This is a genomic window from Kribbella sp. NPDC051620, from assembly GCF_044453825.1.
In the GTDB taxonomy this organism is placed as follows: Bacteria; Actinomycetota; Actinomycetes; order Propionibacteriales; family Kribbellaceae; genus Kribbella.
In genome coordinates this window covers 810,098-836,389 of the sequence record NZ_JBITDB010000001.1, presented here as the reverse complement: position 1 = coordinate 836,389, position 26,292 = coordinate 810,098, and the positions used below count along the sequence as shown (strand labels likewise).

At 66.2% G+C, this 26,292-nt stretch carries 15 protein-coding genes; all 15 read right to left on the bottom strand.

Annotated features, from left to right (window positions below):
• Positions 1-24: 24 nt before the first annotated feature.
• Complete coding sequence (locus tag ACIA12_RS03625) at positions 25-1,077, bottom strand: family 2 encapsulin nanocompartment cargo protein polyprenyl transferase (RefSeq protein WP_396365236.1); 1,053 nt, start codon at positions 1,075-1,077, stop codon at positions 25-27.
• 10 nt (positions 1,078-1,087) lie between these two features.
• Positions 1,088-2,476, bottom strand: a complete 1,389-nt coding sequence (locus ACIA12_RS03620; protein WP_396365235.1) for a family 2B encapsulin nanocompartment shell protein — start codon at positions 2,474-2,476, stop codon at positions 1,088-1,090.
• Positions 2,473-4,710 carry a germacradienol/geosmin synthase gene (locus ACIA12_RS03615; RefSeq protein WP_396365234.1) on the bottom strand — a complete coding sequence of 746 codons (2,238 nt, stop codon included), beginning with the start codon at positions 4,708-4,710 and terminating at the stop codon, positions 2,473-2,475. Before ACIA12_RS03615 ends, ACIA12_RS03620 begins: the two co-directional genes overlap by 4 nt.
• A 3-nt stretch (positions 4,711-4,713) precedes the next feature.
• Positions 4,714-6,126, bottom strand: coding sequence for a family 2B encapsulin nanocompartment shell protein (locus ACIA12_RS03610; protein WP_396365233.1), 1,413 nt, complete (start codon positions 6,124-6,126; stop codon positions 4,714-4,716).
• A 514-nt stretch (positions 6,127-6,640) separates the two neighbouring features.
• The gene (locus ACIA12_RS03605; RefSeq protein ID WP_396365232.1) at positions 6,641-9,862 is read right to left on the bottom strand and encodes a type ISP restriction/modification enzyme; all 3,222 of its coding nucleotides are present in this window, start codon (positions 9,860-9,862) and stop codon (positions 6,641-6,643) included.
• Between the two features lie 213 nt (positions 9,863-10,075).
• Positions 10,076-10,960, bottom strand: a complete 885-nt coding sequence (locus ACIA12_RS03600; RefSeq protein ID WP_396365231.1) for an ABC transporter ATP-binding protein — start codon at positions 10,958-10,960, stop codon at positions 10,076-10,078.
• Positions 10,957-11,772: an ABC transporter ATP-binding protein gene (locus ACIA12_RS03595; protein ID WP_396365230.1), complete on the bottom strand. Its 816-nt coding sequence runs from the start codon at positions 11,770-11,772 to the stop codon at positions 10,957-10,959. Before ACIA12_RS03595 ends, ACIA12_RS03600 begins: the two co-directional genes overlap by 4 nt.
• Positions 11,765-12,640, bottom strand: coding sequence for an ABC transporter permease (locus ACIA12_RS03590; protein ID WP_396365229.1), 876 nt, complete (start codon positions 12,638-12,640; stop codon positions 11,765-11,767). The genes ACIA12_RS03595 and ACIA12_RS03590 overlap by 8 nt, the downstream gene beginning before the upstream one ends.
• 5 nt (positions 12,641-12,645) lie before the next feature.
• Positions 12,646-13,740: an ABC transporter permease gene (locus ACIA12_RS03585; RefSeq protein WP_396365228.1), complete on the bottom strand. Its 1,095-nt coding sequence runs from the start codon at positions 13,738-13,740 to the stop codon at positions 12,646-12,648.
• Positions 13,737-15,572 carry an ABC transporter substrate-binding protein gene (locus tag ACIA12_RS03580; protein WP_396365227.1) on the bottom strand — a complete coding sequence of 612 codons (1,836 nt, stop codon included), beginning with the start codon at positions 15,570-15,572 and terminating at the stop codon, positions 13,737-13,739. Before ACIA12_RS03580 ends, ACIA12_RS03585 begins: the two co-directional genes overlap by 4 nt.
• A 239-nt stretch (positions 15,573-15,811) precedes the next feature.
• On the bottom strand, positions 15,812-17,776 hold the full coding sequence (locus ACIA12_RS03575; protein WP_396365226.1) for a hypothetical protein: 1,965 nt from the start codon (positions 17,774-17,776) through the stop codon (positions 15,812-15,814).
• Complete coding sequence (locus ACIA12_RS03570; RefSeq protein ID WP_396365225.1) at positions 17,773-18,903, bottom strand: VWA domain-containing protein; 1,131 nt, start codon at positions 18,901-18,903, stop codon at positions 17,773-17,775. Before ACIA12_RS03570 ends, ACIA12_RS03575 begins: the two co-directional genes overlap by 4 nt.
• Positions 18,900-21,572 carry a DUF5682 family protein gene (locus tag ACIA12_RS03565; RefSeq protein WP_396365224.1) on the bottom strand — a complete coding sequence of 891 codons (2,673 nt, stop codon included), beginning with the start codon at positions 21,570-21,572 and terminating at the stop codon, positions 18,900-18,902. The genes ACIA12_RS03570 and ACIA12_RS03565 overlap by 4 nt, the downstream gene beginning before the upstream one ends.
• A 7-nt stretch (positions 21,573-21,579) precedes the next feature.
• Entirely contained in the window at positions 21,580-22,674 is a 1,095-nt protein-coding gene (locus ACIA12_RS03560) for an AAA family ATPase (protein ID WP_396365223.1), read from the bottom strand.
• Positions 22,674-26,291 carry a DUF4132 domain-containing protein gene (locus tag ACIA12_RS03555; RefSeq protein ID WP_396365222.1) on the bottom strand — a complete coding sequence of 1,206 codons (3,618 nt, stop codon included), beginning with the start codon at positions 26,289-26,291 and terminating at the stop codon, positions 22,674-22,676. The genes ACIA12_RS03560 and ACIA12_RS03555 overlap by 1 nt, the downstream gene beginning before the upstream one ends.
• Position 26,292: the final 1 nt, after the last annotated feature.

Below are 26,292 nucleotides of genomic sequence, written 5' to 3'. Positions count from 1 at the left end.
CTTCAAAAAGGCAGCAGGGCAAAGTCAGCGATCGCGGCGAGTGGCCAATCTGGCCAGTTGTTCCAGCTCACCGGCAGCCGGCTCCAGTGCCCGGGCCGAAGCCAGTTCGCCCAGCGAGTCGGTCAGCAGCGCGTCCGCCTGCAGTTGGCTTTGCTGCCGTGCTCCGGTCGCCTCGATCAGGTCGGCCGCGCGCGCCAGCTCGTCGTCGGACAGTTCGTTCTTGCGGTGGTACAGCACTGCCAACTCACGACCAGCCTCCGTACCCGAGGTCAGCGCCGCGATGGCAGGCAGCGACTTCTTCCGCCGGCGCAGGTCCGAATGCACCGGCTTGCCCGTGACCTTCGGGTCCCCCCAGATCCCCAGCAGGTCATCGACGTACTGATAGGCGAGCCCGAGATCCTCGCCGTACAGCCGCAGGTGGTCGACCTGCTCGGTCCGGCCGCCGCCGAAGAGCGCGCCGAGTGCCGTCGAACACCCGAGCAGCGCGCCCGTCTTGAGCTGCGCCATCCGCACGCACTCCGCCAGTACGACATCGTCGCGCGTCTCGAACTGCGAGTCCGACAGTTGCCCGTCGACCAGCTCCTGGACCGCCGCGCCCAGCATCCGCGCCGCTTCGTCCGCCCGATGGTTGCCACTGTCAACGAGCACTTCGAAGGCCAGGCTGAGCAACGCGTCACCCGCCAGGATCGCCGGCCCGAGACCGAAGACGGACCAGGCCGTGGACCGGTGCCGCCGGGTCAGGTCGCAGTCCATCACGTCGTCGTGCAGCAGTGAGAAGTTGTGGACCAGCTCGACCGCTACCGCGGCTGGAACCGCAGCTTCCGCAGTACCGCCAACGGCTTGAGAAGCCAGGAGTACCAGCGCGGGGCGGAGTGCCTTGCCGCCGTCAGCGTTGGCTGGAGCTCCTTCCTCGTCCTCCCAGCCGAAGTGGTAGTTGGTGATCCGCTGAGTTGCCAGCGGCATCCTTCCGACCGCGGCACGAAGTGCGGGTTCGACCTGATCGCGACTCCAGGCGAGGAGTTGCTGGGCAGACCGGCCGGCGCCGGCGGCCGGGCTCGCGTGCTGGAGAGTGGACATGACATGCTCCTCATCCACCGAGTTCGACGTTTTCCAGAACGCCGAGCGCGTCCGGGACGAGCACAGCCACCGAGTAGTAGGTGCTGACCAGGTACGAGCTGATGGCCTTCTCGCTGATCCCCATGAAGCGGGCGTTCAGGCCGGGCTCGACCTCGTCGGGCAGACCGGTCTGCCGCAGGCCGATGACACCTTCGTCGTCGAGCCCGGTGCGCAGGACCAGTACCGAGGTGGTGTTGGTGTTCGAGATCGGGATCTTGTTGCAGGGCAGCAGCGGTACGCCGCGCCACGCCTGCGCCCGCTTGCCGTCGACCTCGACGGTCTCGGGCATCACGTGCCGCTTCGTACACTCCCGGCTGAACGCGGCGATCGCCCGCGGATGGGCGAGCAGCAGTCGAGGCTTGCGGCGCCGGGTGAGCAACTCGTCGAAGTCGTCCGGCGTCGGCGGACCGGTCCGGGTGTAGATGCACTGCTGGAAGTCGGCGTTGTGCAGCAGGCCGAAGTCGCGGTTGTTGATCAGCTCCGACTCCTGCCGCTCCCGCAACGCCTCGATGGTCAGCCGGAGCTGCTGCTCGGTCTGGTTCATCGGGTTGTTGTAGAGGTCCGCGACCCTGGTCTGCACCCGCAGGATCGTCTGCGCGACGGACAGCTCGTACTCCCGCGGCGCCGGGTCGTAGTCCACGAACGTGCCGGGCAGATCGTCCTCACCGGCGTGACCGGAGGCCAGCTCGATCGCCGCCTCACCGTTCTTGTTCTGTGGTCGCTTCGGCCGCTGACGGACCTCGTCGAGATGCTGCCGGAGCGACTCCGACTGCTCGACCACGTTGTTGAAGTCGTTGCGATGAAGCTTCAGTACTGTGCACTGGGTCAGCGCCTTGGCGGTGAACTCCCAGAGGTTCTCCGGTGGCTCGGTCAACAGCCCCTCGCCGAGATAGTCGCCGTCGGCAACGGTTCCGAGGTCCGTACCGTCGCCGTACTCCCCGATCCCGACCTTGCCGACCTTGCCGTGGGCAATCAGTACTACGTCGTCCACCCGGCTGCCGAACTCCGCGATCACGTCGCCCGGCTGGTACTCGACCTGGTAGAACCGGCCCGCGAGCGCGGTCAGTACGTCTTCGTCGGCGAAGTCCCGCAGCGGCGGCAACTCGGTGAGCTCAGCGGGGATCACCCGGATGTCGGCACCGGTGGCCGAGAAGCTCAGCCGGCCGTCGCCGACCGCGAAGGTCGTCCGGCGGTTGACCCGGTACGCGCCACCCTGCGTCTCCACCCAGGGCAGCATCTTGAGCAGCCACCGGGGCGAGATGCCCTGCATCTGCGGAACAGACTTGGTGGTGCTCGCCAGTTGCCTGGCGGCCTCGGTCCCAAGACTCAGCTGCGGCTTGTCCTGATCGATCGCCGTCACGAGACACCGTCCATTCTGCTCGCACCAACGAGGTGCCGTGGTCTAGGGAGTCGAGCCGCGGAGGTGCCGAAGCCAGTGGCACCGCCCAGAACGCGGAGCCGTTTGGCCGGTTCGCCGGCTCTGGCCAGCAGGGTCGGCTCCTTGTAGCGATCGACGCCGGCGTGCCAGACGAGGATTCCGGACATCCAGTTCTGCAGCTCCTCGGCGTACCCGAGCAGCGTGCGCTGGACCTCCTCGTCCAGACCGAAGTCGGTGAACAGCGTCGGCAGATCGACCGCGACCAGCTGCTCGAACTGCTGCATCCGGGCGGTCATCAGATCGTTGACCAGGCCGAGCGCCTTGTCCCGGTCGCAGCCCAGGAAGTTCTGCACCACCATCACTGCGTTGTGGAATTCACCCTCGAACTGGATCTCCTTCTGGTACGAGAAGACGTCGTTCAGCAGGCATGCGTAGTCGGCGGCGGCATTCTCCATCGCCTGGATCGGCCTGGACCGGTAGATCTCCGGCGGTACCGTCCGCCCGTGCCCGATCCGGCACAGGCTCATGGTGAGATCCGACCCGAAGGTCCGGCGCCGCATCTCGATGTAGTCGACCGGGTCGGGGATCCGGTTCTGGACCATGTTGGCCAGCTCCCACAGCCAGCTCTCCGTCATCGAGTCGATGGCAGCCTTGAAGTCCCGGCGATGCTCGACCGTCATCGGGCCGGCCGTCCTGACCCACAGATCAGCCAGGCTCCGCTCCAGCGGCGTCACCGGAACTGTCGCTGCCTGGCCGTCGATCGGCATCAGGTCCGACAGCCGCTTCGTCGTCGCCTTCGCGCCGGTCATGTCCCGGGTCCGCCCGAAGACGATCGGGTAGTAATCGTCGGCGTACGTCCCCCAGGCCAGCCAGTCCGAGGACAGGTTGAGCGCCTCGGGCGACGCGTCCGGGTGGATGCCCGCCGCGCACAACGGGAGGTCGTTCGCCTCGAGGTAGTCGGCGTCCCAGACGACGCCGTCGAGCAGTCCCATCTCCGCACACCAGCCACGCAGGTGTTCCCGCGCCGCGTCCAGGTGTGGGCTGAGCTTGGCGGAGTACGGCATATAAAAGCCCGGCAGAGGGGTCGCCCCGACCGGCTGAAAAGGGGTGAAGGTGTGGCTTCTGATCCGGTACGGCGCTGTAGCAACGAGCGACTGGAGGATGCGTGCGGCTGACGTGCCTATGCCTGTCGGGCCGCCTAGTGCTGCCTTGCCGCCGTTGTTCATGTACCGACTGGATCTGAGGTGCCACTCGTGACCGCCGGACTGCCAGTCCTGCAGGCCTTTCACGTAGTTCAGTACGTCGAGCTGGCCTTGCGGGCCAACCAGGTTCTCGGCCAGCAGCGGCGGGATCTCCGCCACCGCGGTGTTCTCGAACTGGTGCAACCGCGAGGTGAGGATGTCGTTGACGACCTCGGCCGCCTCCTGCGGGCTGCAACCGAGAAAGCGCTCCACGACGAGGACACCGTTGTTGACTTCGCCCTCGGTCTCCACCTCGCGCTGGTAGGAGAACAGGTCGTTGCGCAGATGGACCGCGTCGGAGAACGTGTCGCTGAGCACCTGCATCGCCCGGGTCCCGGCGATCTCGACCGGTACTTCGGCATTGCTGGCGTACTCGACCAGGTTGGCCGACCACGGAGCACCGCCGACCTTGCGACGCATCTCGACGTACTCGATCGGGTTCGCGACGCGGCCGGCGCTGATGTTGGTAAGTTCCCACAGCGACTCGGCCAGCAGCGCTTCCGTAGTACCGATGAATCGTTGCCGCCATCCCGGTGACATCGATGGGACCGTACGGTTCCAGAGGTCGACCAGGCCGCGCTCCACCGGATTCTCCGGCGTCTCGGTGATCGGGCCCTCGACCGGCATGAACAACGGCAGCCGGTCGAGATAGTCCTTCGCGCCGGCCATGTCCTGGGTCTTCTTGTAGAGCTCAAGGAAATGGTCGTCGAAGTAGAAGACCCAGACGTACCAGTCCGTCACCAGGTCCAGCGCCGGACCGGTCGCGTCGGGATGGGTGTACGCGCACAGCAGCGCGTAGTCGTGGGAGTCGAAGTCGTGCTCGTCCCAGATCGCCTTGCCCTGCTGGGGAACGTCGATCATGTCGAACTCGTAGGCCCAGGCCTTGCTGTGCGCCCGGGCTCCTTCCAGGTTCGGATTGATCCTGGCCGGGTAGGGCACATAGAAGTCGGGCAGCTCGTACGGCTGCTTGGCCATGGTCTAGCCTTCTCGCCCGATTTCGACGCCTTCGAGGATGCCGAGCGCGTCGGGGACCAGTACGGCCGTGGAGTAGTAGGCGCTGACCAGGTAGTTGATGATCGCCTTCTCGCTGATGTTCATGAAACGCACGGACAGTCCGGGCTCGTACTCGTCCGGCAGGCCGGTCTGGTGCAGGCCGATGACGCCTTGGCTGTCCTCCCCCGTGCGCATGAGCATGATCGAGCTGGTCCGGGTGTCGCTGATCCCGAGCTTGTTGCACGGGAAGATCGGTACTCCGCGCCAGGCGGGCAGCCGGTGGCCGCCGACGTCGATGCTGTCCGGGTAGATGCCGGCCTTGGTGCACTCCCGGCCGAAGGCGGCGATCGAGCGCGGATGCGCCAGGAAGAAGGCCGGCTCCTTCCAGACCAGGCTGAGCAGCTCGTCCAGGTCGCCCGGCGTCGGCGGGCCGGTGCGGGTCGGGATCCGCATGCTCAGGTCCGCGTTGTGCAGCAGCCCGAAGTCGCGGTTGTTGATCATCTCGTGCTCTTGCCGCTCGCGCAGCGCCTCGATGGTCAGCCGGAGTTGCTGCTCGGTCTGGTCCATCGGGTGGTTGTAGAGATCGGCCACCCGGGTGTGCACCCGCAGCACGGTCTGGGCGACGCTCAGCTCGTACTCGCGCGGAGTCGTCTCGTAGTCGACGTACGTACCGGGCAGGTCGGCCTCGCCCTCGTGGCCGGCCGCCATCTCGATCGCCGCTTCGCCGAACTCGTTCTCGGCGCGCTCGGGGCTGTTGCGGAACTGCTCGATGTGCTGGCGCAGGCTGTCGGCCTGGCCGACCAGCTCCTCGAAGGCGTCCTGCGTCAGGGTGAGCAGCGTGCACGGCGTGATCGCCTTGATGGTGAACTCCCAGAAGTCGTCCGACTCCAGGATCGCCCGGTAGGTGAAGTGGTCGCCGTCGATCAGGGTCTCCAGCACGGCCTCGTCGCCGTACTGACCGACGCCGATCTTGTTCACCTTGCCGTGTGCGATCAGGCAGATCTGGTCGGCGGGCCGGCCGCGCTCGACGATCACGTCGCCGGGCTGGAACTCCTGCTGGACAAAGCGATCCGCGAGCGCGGACAGTACCTCGACGTCGTCGTAGCTGCGCAGCAGGGCGAGCTCACACAGCTCCTGCGGGATCACCCGGACCTCGGCGCCGTTGGTGGTGAAGGTCACCCGGCCGTCGCCGACGGCGTAGCTCAGCCGCCTGTTCACCCGGTAGGCACCACCCTTGGCCTCGACCCACGGCAGCAGCTTCAGCAGCCAGCGCGAGGTGATGCCCTGCATCTGCGGCTCGGACTTGGTCGTCGTCGCCAGGTTCCGCGCTGCCGCGGTCCCAAGGCTCAGCTGCGCCTTGGCGTTGACATCCGACGAGGCCGGCTCGGTCAAAGTCACACTACCCACCACCATTCGTTCGCGGTTCGTTGTCGTGCCCAGGGACCGGGCGTGGTCACGCCCGGTTCCGGGCAGGGGAATCCAGCCGGCGGGTGGACCGGCTCAGGCTCGGGCACAGGTACGCGGCACGCACCCGTTCGATGGATTGTTGGATTCAGCTCAGCGTTGAATCAGCGCCGCGCTGCGTCGGTACGGCCGACAGCCCAGCAAGGAGCTCCAGTCGGACCACAGACTGCCGGCGCCCAGTTCGCCCTGTGTCCCCACCGTCTCGACCGCTACGTGACAAACGGTAACCGAGCCCTCACCACACGCGTCAAGATGAGCACACCTGCAAGTTTTTCCAAACCTTCCAAAACCCCGAAACAATCCACTCCCCACCCCGAGGAAACGCGCTTTCCCCCCGATCCGCTTGCCCCGAGCAACCGCCGCCGATGCCATCGGCAACCTCTCACCACGAACGGTTATGGAATCGATACCACCATTTGTTCTGACATCAAACGCTTGCTCCGAGCTCCTAGACAGAGAAGAGATCGTCGCCTCGACCGATCTTCGGAGGCTTCCGGGCAGCATCCGGCACCGGCAATACTCCAGCCCTGGTCAGGTCCGCCACCGTGATCAGTGGACCATCCATGACCCGCCCCAGCAGGTCCTGCTGCACTGACTCCAACTCCACACACCGCCCCACCACGTTCAGCAGATCCAGCAACTCGGTAGTCATCCCCGGCGTCCACGTCCTGGCAACGATGTCATCCAACGCTGACTTGCGATTGCCAGCGGGGTTCTTACTCCGATACCCAAACCAGTGCCTCACCACGAACATGCCTGAGATCTGATAGGCCATGATCCTCGGGGATACCGGGCCAATTGCGCCGGCGCCGATCCGAAGAACACAGTCACTCTCGTTGTAGACCATCCGAACCGGCATGCCGCCAGCCGTGTCCGCGATGGACACCAGCACCTGCGGTCGACCGACTTTCATCCGTGGCGGTCCGGATGGCCTACCGGCCGCTCGATCGACAAACCGCTCGCCATAAGTATGTAGCCATACCACCTCTCGACCAGCCTCGAGCACGTCTCGCCACAGCCGCCGATCTGCGGTGAACGGTACCCGCACACCCGGCGTATCAAGATCCGATCCAAACCTGTCGGTGTAACCGGAGTGAGCCAACGTACCAGCGAGGTACCCGACCACATCTTGTGGAGTAACCGCGTATCCGAAGCGTTCACTGAGAAGGTTCACCAGGCCAGGGGCCACATTCGGGGACCCTGGCGAACCGTCTCGATATATCGGGAAGACACGGCCCCCGTGGTGCCCCATGAAGAAGTGCATATCCGGGATCAGTGCGGAAAACAGCAGTGCTGGCCCCGCGGTAATCCGATGGGCATGCTGTTCGACAATGAACACTTGCTCACGGCTGCTAGCTTGCCAGAGCGGGGCCCTGGGCCTCGCGATCAGCCTATGGTCTGGAATCAGCCACTGACGATCAAAGGCCCTGAATCCGATCTGGGTGGGTTGTGGCGGAGGCCCACCTTCCTCGACAAAGGGGCGGGTACGACTGGGGAACCCCGGGAGAGGCTGAGTTACACGCTGAAGGTTCGCATCTCCGCCCTCCTGAAAGAGAGTCGGCTTCAGGTCTGGATCTGCAGTGATGATTGTGTTCCAGCGCTTTACTAGGGTGGCGGGATCCGGGGCATAGACCCAGGTACGATTTGGCTTGACACCGGGAGAGGTCCAGGGGAACAGGTCCGGCATCGCCGGCATGGCGCTCCAGGCATCTCTACCAGCCACCTTGAAGGGATCTCCCCAGTCATCGAGGCAGTCGTTCCAGGCTTCATCGGCAGACGTCAGAGTGGCGAGCCTCGATGCCTTCTGAGCTACGGTCCCAGCAACCTCAATGCGCCTGATCCTGGCGGGCTCATCCGGCCTCGGACCGCCCTGTCGAATAAACACCGCGACACAGATTGGCTGCTGATTGCCCCGGAAGAACCTGGTCTCCATCGGAGGCTGATGTCCCTCGGGGGTCAGATCGATAATCCAACCTTCGTCTGCCGTGCGCCGAAAGTACTCCCGCATGCCGGCGAAGCCTGGCCCTGTAGTGAAGCCGGCGGAACAAACAAACGCGACAACCCCGGCGGGATGGGCAGGGTGCGCATCGAATGCCTTCCATGTTGCCCACCTCCAGAAGTAGACGTACTTGTTCGAAAGTACGTACTCGAGTCGTCCGTTGCCGGGGCGCCTAAAGGCACTTAGGCTCGGGGCATCGACCGTCGAGCCAGGTGTCTCTATCCACTTCGCCGTCCCCTTGACCTTGTCCACGTACGGCGGATTGCCGATCACCACCATGACCGGTTCTTCCCTTTTGACCTGGTTGGCGCCATAGCGGGAGCGTTCGATGGCTTCGTACATATGGCCGAGTGGAAGCAGTTGAACATTGGGATCATCGAGAGTATCTGCCAGGAACCGGCGTTCGTGAGCCGGAACCTCGGCCCGGTGGCGCTTCTTCAAAAGGCTGTGGATGCGGAGTTCCGCAACAGCGTACGGAGCGGCCTGGTTTTCGAAGCCGATCAGACGATTCGACAGTTCGCGGAGATGCGGCGCCACCGCTCCGAGGCCCTCATCGGCCGCGATGGTCGTCGCCACCGTATCGATAACCTCTGCGAGGAAGCTCCCGGTGCCCATCGCAGGGTCGACTACGATCACATCCTTCTCGGCGAAGCCCATTGATCGACCCAGCCGGGTACGCAGCACATCGTCAACGAAGCGCGTCATGAACGTCACCAGAGACGCCGGCGTGTAGTACACGCCACTCTTTCGGCGCAGTGCCGGGTCGTACTTGGCGAGGAAGTTCTCGTAAAGCATCGCGTAGGAGTCGTCAGGGAAGTCAGACCAGTCGACGACACTCAGGACCCTGATCATCGTCGTCAAGGCAACGCTGTGGTCTTCCTCGGGCAGATCCGTGAGCACCGTGAGCGCCCGCCCCATCAACGAGTGCTTCTTACCCAGGAGCCGGGCGATCTCCCCGATCGACTGACCGTCGAAGTCCACGCTCTCGACCCGCGCCAGGAGCAGTGCGAAGGTGACGGTCTGCGAGTACTGGTCGGCGAACTCAGCGTCACTGAGGTTCGGGAACAGAATTCCTCGCCAGTCAGTCGCCAGACGGCTGAAGGTGTGTCCACTGGACTGACCAAGCTGCTCACGACGAAGCTCAGCCGCGACGTCATCGCGGAGAAGGCGGCAGAGGTTCGCCACGAGACGGACAAGTTCATCCAGTGTCCGGGGCCGCTCGGGCTCCCAGAGCAGGAAGTCGGTGAGCACCCGAGCAAAGTCCGTACTGACTGCGTGCAGCTTGTCGCCGGCGTGATCCAACCCGGGCGCGAGGCGTGCGACCTTACCTTGCAGTTTGCCGAAGCTGTATCGAGCGAACTGCTCACCATCCGAATAGAGCACGTTCGGCAACAGCTGGAACTTCTCCCATTGCTCCAGGTCATGCTTTCCCGGTCTGCCCCATGTCCCCGGCACACCATGGCCAGGCTTCTTCAACTCGACATAGCCAACACGCGCGTTGGCCACATCCACCGCATAGTCCGGCCGAATCGACAGATCCGGCAATCGGGTTTCGCCGATTGCTGTCAGCTTGAGCCCAAGACTCGAGGCCGCCGCCGCCAGCATGCGCTCGAACGGCCCTCGAAGATGGTCCTCCCGAGAACCTTGGCCAGTTCGGAGCTTCTTGGTCACCTCACGACCGAATTGCGCCACCAGCCTCTCGATCGCGGCCGTACCGTTCGCAGTACTCGCAGGACGGCTACGGGACATGTCCCCTCCCGACCAATCAGCTAGCCCAATACAGCAGCACGACATGACGGAGCGTGGCAACTATTCTCAACTGGTTTTGTCGGCGCGGCGAGTTGACAGCGCGTCGATCCTTAAGCCGTTGAACTATCGCCTGGCTCAGATGATGGGGGTGGCTTCGGTGGCGGTGTCGGTGGGTGGGGTGGCGGTGGACTCGTCGACGGTGATGCGGGTGGTCCAGCGGGCGTCGGGGTCGGGTTGGGGGATGGAGTCGAGCAGAAGGCGGGTGTAGGGGTGGGTCGGGGTGTGCATGACCTCGGTGACGGGGCCGCGTTCGACGATCTCGCCCTTGTTGATGACCATCACCTGGCCGCCGAGGTAGTACACGGTGGAGAGGTCGTGGGTGATGAAGAGGGTCGTCATGCCGTGGGCGCGCTGGAAGTCGAGCAGGATGTCGAGGAACATCTTGCGAATCTGGGCGTCGAGCATCGAGACCGGCTCGTCGGCGATCACGAAGGCCGGGCGGAGCATGTGGATGCGGGCCAGCATGATCCGCTGCCGCTGGCCGCCGGAGAGCTGGTGCGGGTACCTGCCCAGGACCCGGTCCGGGTCGAGGCTGACTGCTCGCAGGGACTCCTCGATCAGGGCGAGGCCGGCCTCGCGGGTGGTGGCGAGGGAGAACTTCTTCACCGCTTTCCAGAGCACCCGGTCGACCCGGTAGAACGGGTTGAAGATCGAGTACGGATCCTGGAAGACAGGCTGCACGTTGCGGCGGTAGTCGTCGTACTCGCTGCGGCTGAGCTTGAAGATGTCCTTGCCGCCGTACGTGATCGTGCCGTCCGTCGGCTTTTGCAGGCCGAGGATGTTGCGGGCGATCGTGCTCTTGCCACTGCCGCTCTGGCCGACCAGGCTGACCACCTGCGGCGGGTCGGCGTCGAGGCGGAAGCTGGCGTCCGCGACCGCGGTCAGGTAGCCGTCCGGCGTACCGCGCGCATGGAACCGCTGCTGTACGCCGCGCAGCTCGATCACCTTGCCGGTCGTCATGACGCCCTCCGTCCGAGCCGCGGGATCGACTCGATCAACTGCCGGGTGTACTCGTGCTGCGGGTCCTTGAAGACCTGGTGGACGCCGCCGACCTCGACCAGCCAGCCCTCGTACATCACCGCGACCCGGTCGACCAGCTGGGCGTGCACGCCCATGTCGTGCGAGATCACCATCAGCGTCACGCCGAAGTCGCGGCGCAGATCGGCGAGGCTCTGCAGGATCACCCGCTGGATCGTCACGTCGAGCGCGGTGGTCGGTTCGTCGGCGATCACCAGATCGGGTTCGAGGGCGACGCAGATCGCCATCAGCACGCGCTGCTTCATCCCGCCGGACAGTTCGTGCGGATACATCCGGGCGACCCGTGGCTCCAGGCCGACCTGGTCGAGCAACCGGCCGATCAGCTCGGTGAGTCCCTCCTTGCGGTCGGGCGCGTGCTCGAGGATGACGTCCTTGAACTGATCCTCGACGCGCATCACCGGGTTGAGCGAGCTCTGCGAGCCCTGTGGCAGATAGGAGAGCGCGCTCCAGCGCAGTACGCGGAGCTCCTCGCCGTCGACCTTCATCAGGTCGACCGGTGAGCCGCCCTTGCGGTGGAAGATCGCCGAGCCGGCGGTCACCTTGCCCGGCGGCTTGAGCAGTCGCAGCAGCGCGACCGCCAGGGTGGACTTGCCGCTGCCGGACTCCCCCGCGATCCCGAGGATCTCGCCACGCCGGACCGACAGATCGAGGTCCTGTACGGCCTTCACGTCGCCGCGGTTGGTCGAGTAGACGACCTCGAGGCCGGAGACCTCCAGTACGGTCTGCTCACTCACCGGCCACTCCTCTCAGCCGTGGGTTGTAGACCTCTTCGAGGCCGATGTTGATCATGTTCAGCGCCGCGAACAGCAGCGTCAGCAAGACGATCGGGACCACGAACATCGGCCAGGCGCCGAGCGTCAGCGCACCGGTGTTGATCGCGTTGAAGATGATCTGGCCCAGATCGATCACGCCGCCGGGCCCGAGCCCGATCACCTCCAGGCCGACCAGCCCGAAGATCGCGCCGAGCGCCGACGAGGCGAAGCCGACCCCGATGAACGGGAGCAGGTTCGGCAACAACTCGGTCGCGATGATCTCGAGATCTCTCGACTTGCTGACCCGGGCCAGATCGACGTACGGACGGGAACGCAGGCTCAGCACCTGGGAACGGATCGTCTTGGCCGCGAACGGCCAGGAGAAGATCGAGATCATCACCCCGACCTGGAACAGACTCACGTTCTTCGCGTACGCAGAGAGCGCGATCAGCAGCGGGAACGTCGGGATCACCAGCAGGATGCCGGTGAACGTGGAGAGAATGTTGTCGATCCAGCCACCCTTGTAACCGGCCACGAACGCCACGATCACCCCGACCACCGTCGAGATCACCCCGGCGATCGCGCCGATCTGCAGCGAGACCGACAACGCCTTCATCACCATCGCCAGCACGTCCCGGCCGAACTGGTCGGTCCCGAGCACATGCTCGCCGCCCGGCACCAGCCACTTTTCGTACGCCGCCACCTCGACGGGATCCTTGCCGCCACCGATCGCGTCGACGATCAACGGGCTGAGGATCGCCAGCAACGCCATCGCGGCGATGATCACCAGGCCGATCGCCAGACGCCGGCTGTTGCGGACGGTTCGCAGTACCGCGTTCAGGATTCTCATCGCGACTACTTCCAGTACTTGACGCGTGGGTCAAGTAGCGGGAGGAGGAGATCGAGCAGGAGGACGGCGGTCAGGACCGAGAAGATCGCCATGTCGGTGACGCCGAGGATGGTGTTGAAGTCGAGTTGCTGGATCGCGGTCACCAGGGTGGTGCCGAGGCCTGGGTAGTTGAAGAGCTGCTCCACCAGGACGTTGCCGTTGAAGATGAAGCCGAGCGAGATACCGAACGCGGTGACCTGGGGCAGGTAGCAGTTGCGCAGGGCGTAACGGGTCAGGATCCGCCAGGGCTTGAGCCCCTTGGCCTCGGCGTACACGAGATAGTCCTCGCCCAGCACCGGCACCATCAGCATCCGGGTCGACAGGATCCAGCCCATCGCGCCGATCCCCGCGATCGACAACCCCGGCAAGAACCCGTACTTGAGCACGCTGCCGATGAAGTCGAGCGAGAACCCCGGATTGATGTTCGAGTCGTACGCCGACCGCGCGGGCAGCCAGCCGAGCGTGTAGGCGAAGACGTAGACCAGGATCAGCGCGACGAAGAAGAACGGCACGTGGGCCAGCGCGATCGAGAGGTTGGTGATGATCGCCGAGCCGGCCTTGCCGCGCCGCCAGCCGGCGATCGCGCCGACGACGATGCCGATCACCCAGGAGAGCACGGCCGAGATGCCGAGCAGACCGATTGTCCAGGGCAGCGATCTGAGGATCACGTCCTGGGCCGGCGTCGGATAGTTGATCAGCGACGGCCCGAGATCGCCGTGCAGAACGAGTTTCTCCAGGTACTTCAGGTACTGGGAGAAGATGTTCCCGTCGAGACCGAACTCGTGCTGGTACCGGGCGATGATCTCGGCGCTGGCCTGCGCGTTGTAGATGTAGTTCTGCTGCAGGCTCTGGATCAGCGTGTTGATCGGGTCGCCGGGCATCATCCGGAAGAAGAAGAACGCGATCGTGAGCGCTCCCCACAGCTCGATCAGATAGAGCCCGAAGCGGCGCAGCGCGTACGCCGCCAGCGGGTGCCGGGACAGCCACGCCCGTGGCCCGGTCCGGGCCACGGATTCCTTGGGCTTGTCCACGACGGCCACCGGCGGCGCCTCAGCGGTCACGCCGGACCTTTCTGCCCGGTGGCCTTGATCTTGGCGAGCACGAAGATGAAGTGCGGCCACCAGTTCAGCGGCACCTCGTACAGGTTGTCGTCGGTCGGCCAGTCGGTCCAGAAGGCGGTGTTGAAGAACTGCGGGTAGCCGGTCTGGATCACCGGCAGCAGCGGCAGCTTCTGGAAGTACACCTCCAGCGCCTGCGCGAGCAGCGGTTTCGCCTCCTCGCTGTCCGGGTCCATCCCGGCCAGCTTCTTGGAGATCTCGTCGAACTGCGGATCGCGGAACCGCATCTTGTTCTTCCCGGCGGCGTTCTTGCCGACCGGTTGCGCGTCACTGCTCTCCCAGTCGGTGTACAGCTGCTCAGGGTCGATCGCGAACCCGGCCCAGCTGGAGTCGATGTCGTACTCGCCGCGCTGGAACTTCTCGTCGTGCACGCTGCCGGACAGGCTGCGCAGGGTGCACGGCACGCCGACCTTGGCCAGATCGGTCTTCAGCACGTTGGCGATCGCGTACTCGTCCTTGTCGACCTGGGCCGGCGTGATGATCTCCAGGTTGACCTCCTTGCCCTTGTACGTCCGCTTGCCGGCCGAGTTCTTCGGGCAGACCTCGTCCAGCAGCGCGGTCGCCTTCTCCAGGCTGTACTCGAACTTGTACTTGTTCGCCAGCTCGTCGTTCTTCCACTTGTCGTTGGTGGGGTAGTCGGCCCACGGGTAGATCGCGGGCGGTACATCGACCTGCCAGACCGACTTGCCGATCTTGTCCCGGTCCAGGCAGTAGTTGATCGCCCAGTGCATCTTGGGCTCGGCCATCACGCCGCGGACCGGGTCGCAGTTCAGCCACATCACCCGGGGGTTCGGGTCGTGGAACTGGGTGGTCAGCAGATTCGGGTAGCCGGAGTTGGCCAGCTGCTTGGCGTGCTGCGCGTCGATCGAGCCGACGTCGAACTCGACCCGCTCGAACGCCAGCGAGGCCTGGTCGCCCTGCTTGGACATGCTCTGGAAGATCGCGTACTGCGGCTTGACGTCGAGCTTGTCCTTGTTCCAGTAGTTCGGGTCCTTCTCCCAGACGAACATCTTCTGGTTCCGGATCGCCTGCTTCAGCTTGTACGGACCCGACCGGACCGGCGGATTGTCCTTGTACTTGGTCGGATCCTGCGACTTCCAGATGTGCTCGGGCATCACGTTGATCGGCGCGCCGGCGATCGCCGCGATGAAGTTGTAGTGCAGCCGCGGCGTCGGCTTGAGCAGCTTGACCACGGCGGTGTGCTCGTCGGGGACCTCGACGCTCTTCACGAACTCCTTCAGCTCACCACCGCCGCCGAACAGGTCGGGCCGGTCCTTCAGCAGCATCACGGTGAACCTGAAGTCGTTGGCGCCCAGCGGCTTGCCGTCGTTCCAGTGCGCCTTGGGGTCGAACTTGATGGTCAGCTCGGTGTGGTCGTCGTTGTACTTGTACTCCGTGGCCAGCCACGGCGTGAGCTTGCCGGTGGCGAAGCTGAGGAAGAACAACGGCTCGGTCGCCAGCTCCACGCCGGCGCCACCGGGCGACCCGTTCGGGATCATCCCGTTGAAGCTGTCGAACACGGTGTACTCGACCTGGCCGACGATCACCGACTGGTCCCGCGGGACCGGGATGTTCGCCTTGCCGATCTGGATCGACTTGGTGGCGGCCGGTTTGTTGCCGGCGGGCTTGTCGGAGTACGAGCCCCCGCCGCCGGAACAGGCGGCCAGGAACGCGGCCAGTGCCGCCGCTCCGCCTCCCATCACGGACCGTCGGCTCAGCTGGTGCCGGACGACATCGGCGACGTCTTCGAACTGCGGGCGCGGCGCATCGTTCACGAGATGGTTCCCTTCGATCCGAGTCCTGACCGGACTCTCCTCACCCGGCACACCTGGCCGGACCGATGTGATGGAAGCCACCTCCGTTTCACTTGCCTCAGCACGGTTGTCACCGTTGGAAACGTTTCTCGGACTATAAGTAGCGATGACAACGTTGGCAAGACTTTGCGCGTGGCCGACAACGGACGGACCGAATGCGCTGATCAGTAGATATATCAACCTCTGACAACGAAGGCGCTCTACCGATTCACCACTTGCGTCACCTGCTGGACCAGGTAGCAGGACCGCAGAATCGCCACCGCCGGGTCGGTCGAGTCCGGAGCCGCGCCGCTGGGCAGCCTCGGGAAGATGGCGAACCCCGCATCGCGTGCCGCCTGATGCCGGCTCCCCAGCTCCGCAAGGACGGCGCTCTCGGCTCCCGCGCCGATCCCCCGCTCCGCGCGCCTGACCAGCCAGCCGCGCAGCTCCTCCAGAACGGGCGGCAACCACTCCGCCGGTACATCCGCCGCCGGTGCCTTCACCTTGCGACCCTCCGCCTGCTTCGGCACCGCGGTACCGAAGTGGAGTGGATCGATCGCAATACCAGCCGGACGGCCGGGGTGGATCAGGCTCATCGGCTCACCGGACAGGCCGCTGGCGGTCGGCCGGAGTTGAGTCGTCAGCAGGGTTCCGGGAGCGAGGTCGTCGTCGGTGAGGGACTCGATCCTGCTGATCGCGTGGGTGTTCTCGGCCGTGTAGGGCAGGACGAGGGTGAGAGTTTCGCCTTGCTCGTCGAGGAGTTCCCACGACAGCGACTGCGAGTTCGGGTCGAAACGCGGCTGCTGGAAAGCTGCCGGGCGCAGTACCGACCAATCCTCCAACGGTCGGGGCAGGTCGAGCAGGCTGCGGGGTTTTCGCGCCAGGTCGGACCATCCCGTCACGACCGGAAGCGCGGCGGCCAGCGCCTCTCCACTCAGCGGTACCGCGACCGCCCGGGTCCCCTCAGCACCTGACAACCGTCCCGAGGGGCTGAGCTTCGCGTCGCTGAGCCGGACCTCGGCGCCGGTCGCGTCGGCCGGCGAGGCCAACCCGTCCCAGGCCGCGACACCCTGGTACCGGCCGCGGGGCTCGAAGCCGGGCATCGACTCCGGCCGCGCATCGCTCCATGCCACGAAGCGTTTCTCCGTCGGCCACCAGAACAGCGCGGTCAGCCCGTGATAGCCCGAAGCGGCCCGCCACGGGTACGCGCCGAGCCCGATCAGGTCCATCCGGCGTACCGCGTCGTAGCTGCCGCGCGCCTGGCCGACGAGCCGTGGCTGCTCGGATCCGTCGAGCGCGCACACCAACGCATACGCCAGTGCTGCCTCGTCGAGCAGCCGGTGCTCGTCTGCGCGGGCGGAGCGGTCGAGCAGGAGCTGCACGTGGTCCGCGATCCTGCTCAGGGCGCGCGCCAGCCGGTGGTACTCCGCGCCCTGCGCCCAGACAGCGAGGGTCTCGTACCGCTGATGGATCGACGCGGACAAATGTGCCGTGCCCAGCCGGACCGTGTCCGTCAGCAACTGCGCGGCCGCCGTTCGAAGACGCGCCCGGCTGTCGGCCAACCGGTGTGGCGATTGCGGCCGCTCGTCTGGTGGTACCGGCGGTGGCCCGACCCCCGACAAGCGTTGGTAGGCGAGCACCACGGCGACCTGGTACTTCTCCACCGCTGCGAGCTTGAGATCAGGGATCAGACCGGGCAGTCCGCCGCCCAGGTAGCGGAAGGTGATTCGCGGGCTCGACAGTGTCAGGATGATCTGGCGTCCGAGCTCCACGCGGACGGCTTGCTCGAGCTCATCGACGTACCGCAAGGCCCAGCGGTACCCGGCCTTGCCGGCGTACTCCGTCAGCTGCTCGACGCTGATCGCCAGCAGTTCCTTGCCAGGATCAGCAGCTGGTTGTTCGTCTGCAGCGGTTGACGACAGCCACAGCCCGGCGGCGACGATGTGCTGACAGATGCTTGCACTCGGGCAGTCGCAGGTCGCCGAGGCCGGTCCGCGCTCGTCGAACCGGACCACCGCTGCCTCGACCCGGATCTCCAACCCTGCCGCGGTATCCGCGACGATCTCCGGGAGCGCGGTCGTCAGATCCTTACGCGCTCGCCGGAGCAACCCGCGATTGGCCAGCGCCGCCCAGGCATCGTCATCGAACCGGCTGAGTTGAGCGATCAGGTCGCTCTTCAAGCTCATGCCGTCACCTCGACCAGCCAGTTCGCCATCTCGGCCGGAGTGAGCGCGGCGATCTTCATCTCGTGCTCGGCCAGGCGTTGCGCCATGCCCCGGTCGTACGACGGATACGCGTCGCCGTCGAGCGCGGCCAGACCGAGCATGGTCACGCGCGCCTCCGCCAGCTCCTTGACCACACGGACGAGGTCGGAGGGCGAACCGCCTTCGAAGAAGTCGGTGACCAGCACGAGCACCGTCCGGGCTGGGTTCTCGACCAGTTGGGCGCAGTACTGGACGGCCTTGGCGATGTCCGTGCCGCCGCCGAGCTGGACGCTCATCAGCACTTCGACCGGGTCGTCGGCGTACTCGGTCAGATCGACGATCTGGGTGTCGAAGACGACCAGCCGGATCCGGAACGCGGGCAGGCCGGACAGGATGCCGGCCATCACCGCGCTGTGGATCACCGAGCCGGCCATGCTGCCGCTCTGATCGACGCAGACGATGATGTCCCACGGCAGCCGGCGGGTGTTGCGCTCGAAGAAGAGCACCTTTTCGAGGACCAGCTTGCCGGTCTCGGGGTCGTAGTTCTTCAGGTTGCGTCGAATGGTGCCGACGGCATCGAAATTGGCGGCGAGCTTCAGCGGCGAGTGCCGGTGCAGGCTGCGCCGGCCGGACAGCGCGGGGCGGATCTCGGCCTCGAGCTTGCGGCGCAGCTCGTCGACGACCTGCTGGATGATCCGGCGGGCGATGGCGAGCACCTCGGGGTTGAGCATGCCCTTGAGCGCGAGCAGGGTCTTCAGGAGTTCTTCGTTGGGTTCGAGCCGTTCGAGCATCCGCGGGTCGGTGACGAGGTCGGTGAGGCCGTAGCGGTCGAGCGCGTGCTTCTCGACGAGTTCGGCGGTCTTGCGCGGGAACAGCTCACGGACTTCACCCAGCCAGTCGACGAGCGTCGGGACCGAGTCGCCGAGGCCGCCCGAGCGGTCTGCGGAGTCGCCGCTGCCGGGGCGTACTCCGCGGTCGCGGTACTCCCGGCCGTACAGGTACTCCAGCGCCGAGTCCATCCGGTCTTCGCTGCTACCGGGTCTCGGCGAGCCCAATCGCTGTTCGGCGTACCGACCGAGAACGAGACGCCAGCGCTCTACCTGGTTCATGTTTCGCTCCAGGCGGCGAGTCCGTCGTGGGCGAGCAAGGTGGCGACCTGGGTGGCGATCTCGAGGTTTCGCTGGACCTCGTCGGTGCCGACGTTGCGCTGGACCATGAGGCCGAGATCGTGGTGACCGTGCAGGTTCGCGACGGCCGTTGCGACCCGGTCGGTCTCCATCGGGGTCAGCTCGGCAAAGGCGAGGCGCAGCTCCGGGAGGTGCGCGACGAACGTCTGCAGATCCCATCCGGCCAGCCTCCGGTCGAGGCCTGCCAGCAGTTCGTGCTCTTGCCAGGCTGCCTCGCGGGCGGTGGACAGGAGTCCGGTGAGGAAGCCGACCGCGTCGGCCGGTCCGACGCCGCCGGCCAAATGACCGGAGACCTGCTCGACCAGTTGGGTCGAGTTGAGTCGGCCGGCCGAGTACAGCAGTCCGGTTGCTGCGCCGCGGACGAGCGGTACGTCGTACTCGTGCTGGATGCGGTCGATCAACTCCCAGTAGAGCTCCGCATCGAGGTCGGCGCCTGCTGTGCCGGCTAGGAGTTCTCTCAACTGGACCAGGGCCTTCACGAGCTTGGTCGCTTCGGCGGCCGGGCCGCCCTGCAGTTCGCGGCCGAGATAGATGACGCGCCGGTACGCCGTACGCAGCAACGCGGGCAGATCGTCGACGAACCGGGCTTCGAGTGGTTCGCGGGCCTCCCAGAGCAGAGCAAGGCGGGCCGTCGCGGTCGACGTGTTGGTAAAGGAGGCATCCTCGACGATTGTCGCGTGTACCAGGTCGAGGGTGCTCGGAATCTGGCTCTGCAGGCCGAGAACGCAGGCATGCGAGAGCAGGGCGACCGCGACCGTCGCGTCGGAGCGCCGGCTGGATCGTCGATGGTCAGCGAGCAGGCCGGAGAACTTCGCCAGCACCGCCGCCGGGAGGGTCGAGCCGAAGACCGACGCTTCGACCAGCGCGCCGTCGGTCAGTGGGGACCAGCTGTAGTCCCAGCGCTCATGCAGGCGGCCGAGGCCGGTGCCGCGGACGAAGTCCGGGCCCGCGACCTTGGTGGCGAAGGGGACGTTCAGCAGGTCCAGGCCATGCAGGAGGCGGCTGGTCTCGCGGTGCGCGGGGCTTCGATAGATGTCCAGGCTGGTGGTCTGGCGGCTGGACGAATCGACCTTGAGCCGTTGCCGGTTGAGGCGCTCGAAGGTGTCGTTGACGAGTGGCGGCGTACCGGTGCCTGGCGGCAAGGTGCCGATTGCTTCGCCGGTGAGGGTACGGCGGCAGGCAGCGGTGATCCGCAGGCCCTCGACGTCGGCATCGCCCTTGACGAAGCAGCTCGTGACGGCGTCGAGCAGGTCGCTGCGCAGTGGTGCTGGGTGGTCGCGGAGCTCGGCGAGTCGCAGTGCCTGCTCGAACGCGGCTGCGACGGAGGCGACGGAAAGGGAGAGCTTCTGGTCGACTCGCAGGTCGCGAGAGATGTCGAGGAGGGCGGTCAGCAGGGCCGCTGTTCGTGGTTCTTCGTCGTCGGCCGGGTCGCTGGTGAGCCGCTCCCAGAGGTGCTGGTGCCAGGCGGGTGAGGTCATGCCGGCGGCGTACCCGTTGAGACGTTCGAGGCGCTCGAACGAGAAGCGGATCAGCGCCGAGCCGGCCGTGATGTCCTTGGCCGGCAGCTCTGGCCGCGCTGGTGGAGCGGCGAGCAACCCCGGTACGGCGACAGCGTGGAACCCACCCAGCACGACAACCACCGGACCGTCGCCGGGGCGGCGTTCGGCGAGGGCCGCGCGGATGTGCCAGACCATCTCCGCTTCGCGCGCCGTCGTACCGTCCGCTGCCAGCTCGTCGGCCGAACTGTCGGCCCTGGCCAGCGAACAGTAGGCCGCCACCCGCTCGACATGCTCGATCGTGCTGATGTTCCCGGCGTCCGCCTCGAACAACAACTCCCAGAGATCCTCGTCGTCCCGGCACCCCAACCGCTCGGCGAGCAACCGGAGCGCCGCGCTGTGCCGGAAATACCGCTCATCGAGCAACGACGCCTGCTCGGCGCCCGGCCGCTCGGCTCCAGGCCGCTCGTCCGCCCGGTGTTCGGACGCTTGATGTTCGGCCGCTTGGTGTTCGGCGAGCCGTTGCTCGGCCAGATCGAGGTCGATGAACCGGGCGAGAATCCCTTGCTCCGCGGCGCTCCTGAGCGCGACCAGCTCTGGTGAGTAGTCGCAGAACGGGTAGTACCCGGCCCACCTCTCCTGCTCTTCCCCGGCCTTTCGCCGCGCATAGCTGTACACGGCCAGCGGCATCTTCGCCTCCGCGTGGGTGAGCAACGGCACCAGTTCGTCGAAAGCTCGCGGCCCCTCGACCAGCACGACGCTCGGCCGCCGCTCCGCCATCACCCGCCGCACCACCAACGCACAAGCCGGACTGTGGTGCCGCACCGGCAACACCACCAGGTCCTCCGTCACCAACGATGCAGCCAACCCCCGCACTCCCGCGGAGGTCAACAAGTCCAACGTCGCCGACGGAGTTCTCGGCCCCTCCGTCCCAGCCGGGATGGTCAACTCCGCCGCCCCAGCCGAGGTCGTCAGCCCCGCCGCCCCAGCCGGGATGGTCAGCTCCGCCGCCCCAGCCGGGGTCATCAGCTCCGCCGCCTCAGCCGGGGTCGTCAGCTCCGCCGTTCCAGCCGGGGTGGTCTGTTCGGTTGTCATTCGGCGGTCAGCGATTCAGTTCTTGGCGGGCGTCTAGGACCTGGCGCCAGTGCCGGTTGTGGCGGGAGCGCTCTTTGACGACCACGTCGAAGTAGTGCCGGAGCTTCTTGCCGTCGTCGGGGTTGTCCTTCAGGACGGTGCCGATCAACTGGCGGGCGATGTGGTCGCCGCCGACCTCACCGCCGTCGAAGTAGTGCGCGTCCAGGGTGGCCGCATAGCCAACAGCGACGGCCTCGGCCGACGACATCACCGCGCTGGTCCGCTCGACCACCGTGCCCTCCGCCGTCACCCCGTCGCGCAGATCATGAAAAGCCGTCACCAGCAGCTCGACGACATCCTCGGTCATCCGCGTCTGCACCCCGGACCGCTCCAGCAACGCGGCCGTCTGCTCCTTGATCAGCCGCGCCTCCAGCCGCCGGTCCGAGATCGGCCGCACCGTCTCGAAGTTGAACCGGCGCTTCAGCGCACTCGACATCTCATGCACCCCGCGATCGCGCAGGTTCGCCGTCGCCAGCACGTTGAAACCATGGCCGGCGAACACCGTCGCCTCGTCACCGGCCAGCTCCGGCACCTGCAGCACCTTGTCCGACAGCAACCCGATCAGCACGTCCTGGATCTCCGGTTGCACCCGGGTGACCTCTTCGAACCGGCAGACCAGCCCCCGCTCGATCGCCTGGTACATCGGCCCCTTGACCAGCGCCCGTTGCGAAGGCCCCTCCGCGAGCAGCAACGCGTAGTTCCACGAGTAGGTGATCTGGTCCTCGGTCGTCCCCGACGTGCCCTGCACGGTGCAGGTCGAGCTCCCTCCGATGGCCGCCGCCAGCAGCTCGGACAGCATCGACTTGGCCGTACCGGGCTCACCGACGAGCAGCAGCCCGCGATTGCTCATCAACGTGACCACACAGCGATCGACCAGCGCGTCGTCACCGTAGAACTTCTTCCGGACGCCGACCTGCTGATCACCCAGGATGAAGCTCCGTACCGCCCGCGGCGACAACCGCCACCCGGCCGGCTTCGGACCGCCGTCGGCCGCGGCGAGCCGGACGAGCTCCTCGGCGTACACCTGCTCGGCGGGCGCGCGAAGAATGCGATCAGCGTCCATCAGTACTCACTCTTCTTCTTCCAGTCGGGGTCGAAGCCGGTCCCGTCCGAGGCCATCAGCCGCAGATCGTTGTAGGCCTCGGACAACAGCACAGCCGGTACCTCGCCCAGCATCACCCCGGCCGCCGGACCGCCACCCGGCACACTCCGCACGAATGTCAGCGAGTTCAGCGCGACGACCCGGTTCTCCTCCGGCAACGGGTTGCCGGTGAAGGCGACGACCGCGGTCATCCCCAGCGTCGGGAACCGCTTCTCGTACTCGTAGAACCAGCCCGCATCCTGCGCCTCGCCTCGGGTGTAGCCGAGCTTGCCCGCCCTTCCCCGCAAGGCGAAAGCCTCCAGCAGATGCCCCTCGAAGTCCAGCACCGCGTACTCGGTCGCGGCCTTCTCCGGCAGTACGAAGGTGCCCTTGCCGAACTGCTGGAACAACGAGCTGACCTCATAGTCGACCAGATGCTCCTGCCAGGCCTGTACAACCTCCGGGTCCAGCAGGCTGTCATGCGCGATGGCGATCACCGCGTCTGCGGGCAGCTTGAGCTCGTTGTCGTCGACGTCGGTGAGCGTCCCGTCGTCCAACGGCCGGAAGACTGTCGCGCCATCCGCCACCCAGGCGAGCCGCTGGGTCAGGTACCGGACCACCGGGTGCAGGTTGAGGTACGTCTGCCAGTCATCGAACGCCCAGGTCCGCTCGGTGCAGAGCGCTTCGTACAACCGCTGACTCTGCAGTTGGACGATCGCCTTCAGCTCCTTCTTCGCCAGCGTCAGGGACTTCTTGGCAGCCTTGACGACGTCCGGGTCCTCGGACTGCCTTGCCGCCGGCAACGAACTGATCTTCTTGCCGTCCGGCGCTCGCAGCTCGATGCTCAGATCCAGCCGCAGCACCGCGGTGAACACGCGCTCGCCGTAGCTGAGCTCGATCACACCGTCATCGCCGAAGCCGGCCGTCGGGATCGTCCGGTCCGCCAGCTCGTTCAACGACCAGCCCCTGCGCTCGGCCAGCGCCTCGGCCTGCTTGGTCGCTTCCTCCTGGAAGCTCTTGGTCCGGAACCGCGAACCGATCGACAGCATCAGCTGCGTCGCACTCGGATGATCAATCCAGCCGAGCATGGCGATCAACGCTTTGCCTTGCACGGCGCGCTGCCCGTACCACTCCTTCAGGTAGCGACCCACCGGCTCGGCAGCCCGCTCCCGCGCACATAGCGCGACCAGCGCCAGCAGCCCCTTCGCGCCGGCGACGGATCCGGCCGGTCTGCCCAGGTGCCCGGCCAGGTAGTACTCCTCGGCGAGCTCTTCGAGGGTCTTGCCTTGCATCGGGTTGTTCACGTAGGCCCGCGGGTACTGGGTCATGTGGCGGTGCAGGCCGGCGGCATCCCGCAGTGCCAGTGCGCGAGCCTCTTCAGGCGTGGCGGTCCGGACATCCTCGGCGAGCCACGCCTCCAGCAGGTACTGACCGAAAACCTCGCGGTCCACCGGGTCGAGCATCGAGCAGTACTTGCGGAGGATCGCGTTGGGCTCGGGCGACTTGGCCTTCACCGCCAGGATCACGAACCAGCGCAGGATGTCGCCAGGGACGCTCTCACCGGTCTCGGCCCACCGCACCTGCGGTACCAACTCCCAGGCCAGCCAGTTGAGCTCCTTCGGAATTCCCTTGCGCAATGCCGCCGCGGCGTCCTTCGCCATCTCGTCGCGGTTGAGGTACTTCTCCACCCCGAATCCGAAGCTCTCCAGCGCGTCGAGCAGCGCACCCTTCGGCACGTCGTTCTTCTCCCGCAGCACCGCGGCCTCCAGCGCCGGCACCACCGACGGATCCCCCAAGCGAGCCAGCCACTGCGCGGCAGCCGTACGGATCTCCGCCTTGCCGTCTTTCAGGCCGGCCGCTCCTCGTTCGCTGATACCGGGCACCGCGGCCAGCACGTTCTGCGCTGGTTCGCGGGCGGTCTTGCGGCTGCCCAACGCGACCCCGACGAGCACGTCGACGACGGCAGGCGGCAGCTCGGGCAGCGTGGCCAGCGCTTGGTACGGCATTTTGTCGTCGTGGTTCCACCAGGTCGATGGCCCGGAGATCACGTCCGTGACGAGCTTCAGGTTGGACTGGACGAAAGGAGCGACGTCCTCAGCCGCCCACGACCGGCCGAACTCGACGTCCCACGAGCGGCAGTAGTGCTCGAAGACCTGCGTCGGTCCGTCGAGGCCGAGCTCGTCCAGGACCGCCGAGACCTCCAGCAAGCTCGGCTTGCCCGTCCTCGAGTACAGGCTGTTGTAGGCCCTCGTCGCCAAGCTGCTCAGCGATCGGCTGTGGTCGAGCAGGACGCCGAAGTGATTCAGCATGATGGTGGTGCCGGCCAGACCCAGCTCGGAGAAGTCGAAACCGCCGCCGTAGTGCAGCGAGTTCCACAGGATCTGGCCTGACCGCGTCTCCCGCGGCCCGGAAAGCTTCGGCCGTCTACCGGCCCGCAGCTCTTCGAACAGCGAGGTCAGGTCCACGGCGTCCGGCAACCTCGATCTGTCCTGATGGTGCTGCGGCTGCCAGCCCCTCAGCGTCTTCCACTGTGCCTGGAGCGAAGCCGCCAATTCATCATCCAGGGGCACGGCCCAGTCGATCACCGGCTTCTCGATGATCGCCACCGGCTGCTCCGGGGCAATGCCGGCCCGACCCCACTCCGTCAGCAAGGCACTCACCTTAGGCGCCCGATCTGCCGCGGCGACCTCGCGCAACCATTCGCGCAGCGCAGGCTCGGCGTCAGGCCACAGCAACTGCAGGGCGCGTAGTCGTTCGTCCGGCTTGCCAGTCGTCGCGATGCTTTTCAGCGGCTCGACAGCGTCGAGTTTGACCACCAGTGGTGTCGCCTTGGCCCGAAGCTGGCTGCTGCTCGACGTGGCCAGCTCGGCCAGTTCTCTTGCGAACACCGTCAGATCGTCCGCGCCGACCTCGGCGAGCATCTCCAAGGCCACGAGTTGCTGATCGAAGTTGCGGGTGCCGAGCATCGGCCGCAGTACCTCGGCGTGCCGGCCAACAGCAGCACCGAAGCCATTCAGGAGGCGCACGGCATCCCTGCTGTTCCGCGCACTCCAGGAGGGATTCTCGCGAAAGGCAGCCACCAAGAGGTCGGACGGATCTGCCCCGGCCGACTCCAGCATTGCCTCGATCGCCGCGTGGTCGAGAGGCAAGGATGCCATCACCGCATGCGAAGCGCCGCCGCCGATACCGATCAGATAGCCCAGCAGAGCCTCGGCGAGCGGCGCACCGCCGACAGCGTGCAGCGAGAAGTAGTTCGGATTGCCGGCCCGTTGGACGCCTTCCATCAGCCGGGCAAAGCGAAGCAGCACCTCAGGCGGCACTGACCCCAGCCCCTGCCAGACCTGCCGATCGGCAACCTCCACGTCCACCCGCGTCCGAGTGCTCCACAGCCGGAACGCCTCCGGTGCCTCCGCGCTGCCGATCACCATCGCCAGAGCGGATGCCGGCTCCCCCGTCAGCACATAGCTCTCAGCCGCGCCGGAGATGCTCGCCGGACCGGCGTCGAGTCGCTTGAGCACCACCTTCAGCGCCTCGTGCCACTCCGACGCCACTCCAGCGCCGCCGCCATCCCCCTGGCGACCCAGCAGACGACCGATCACA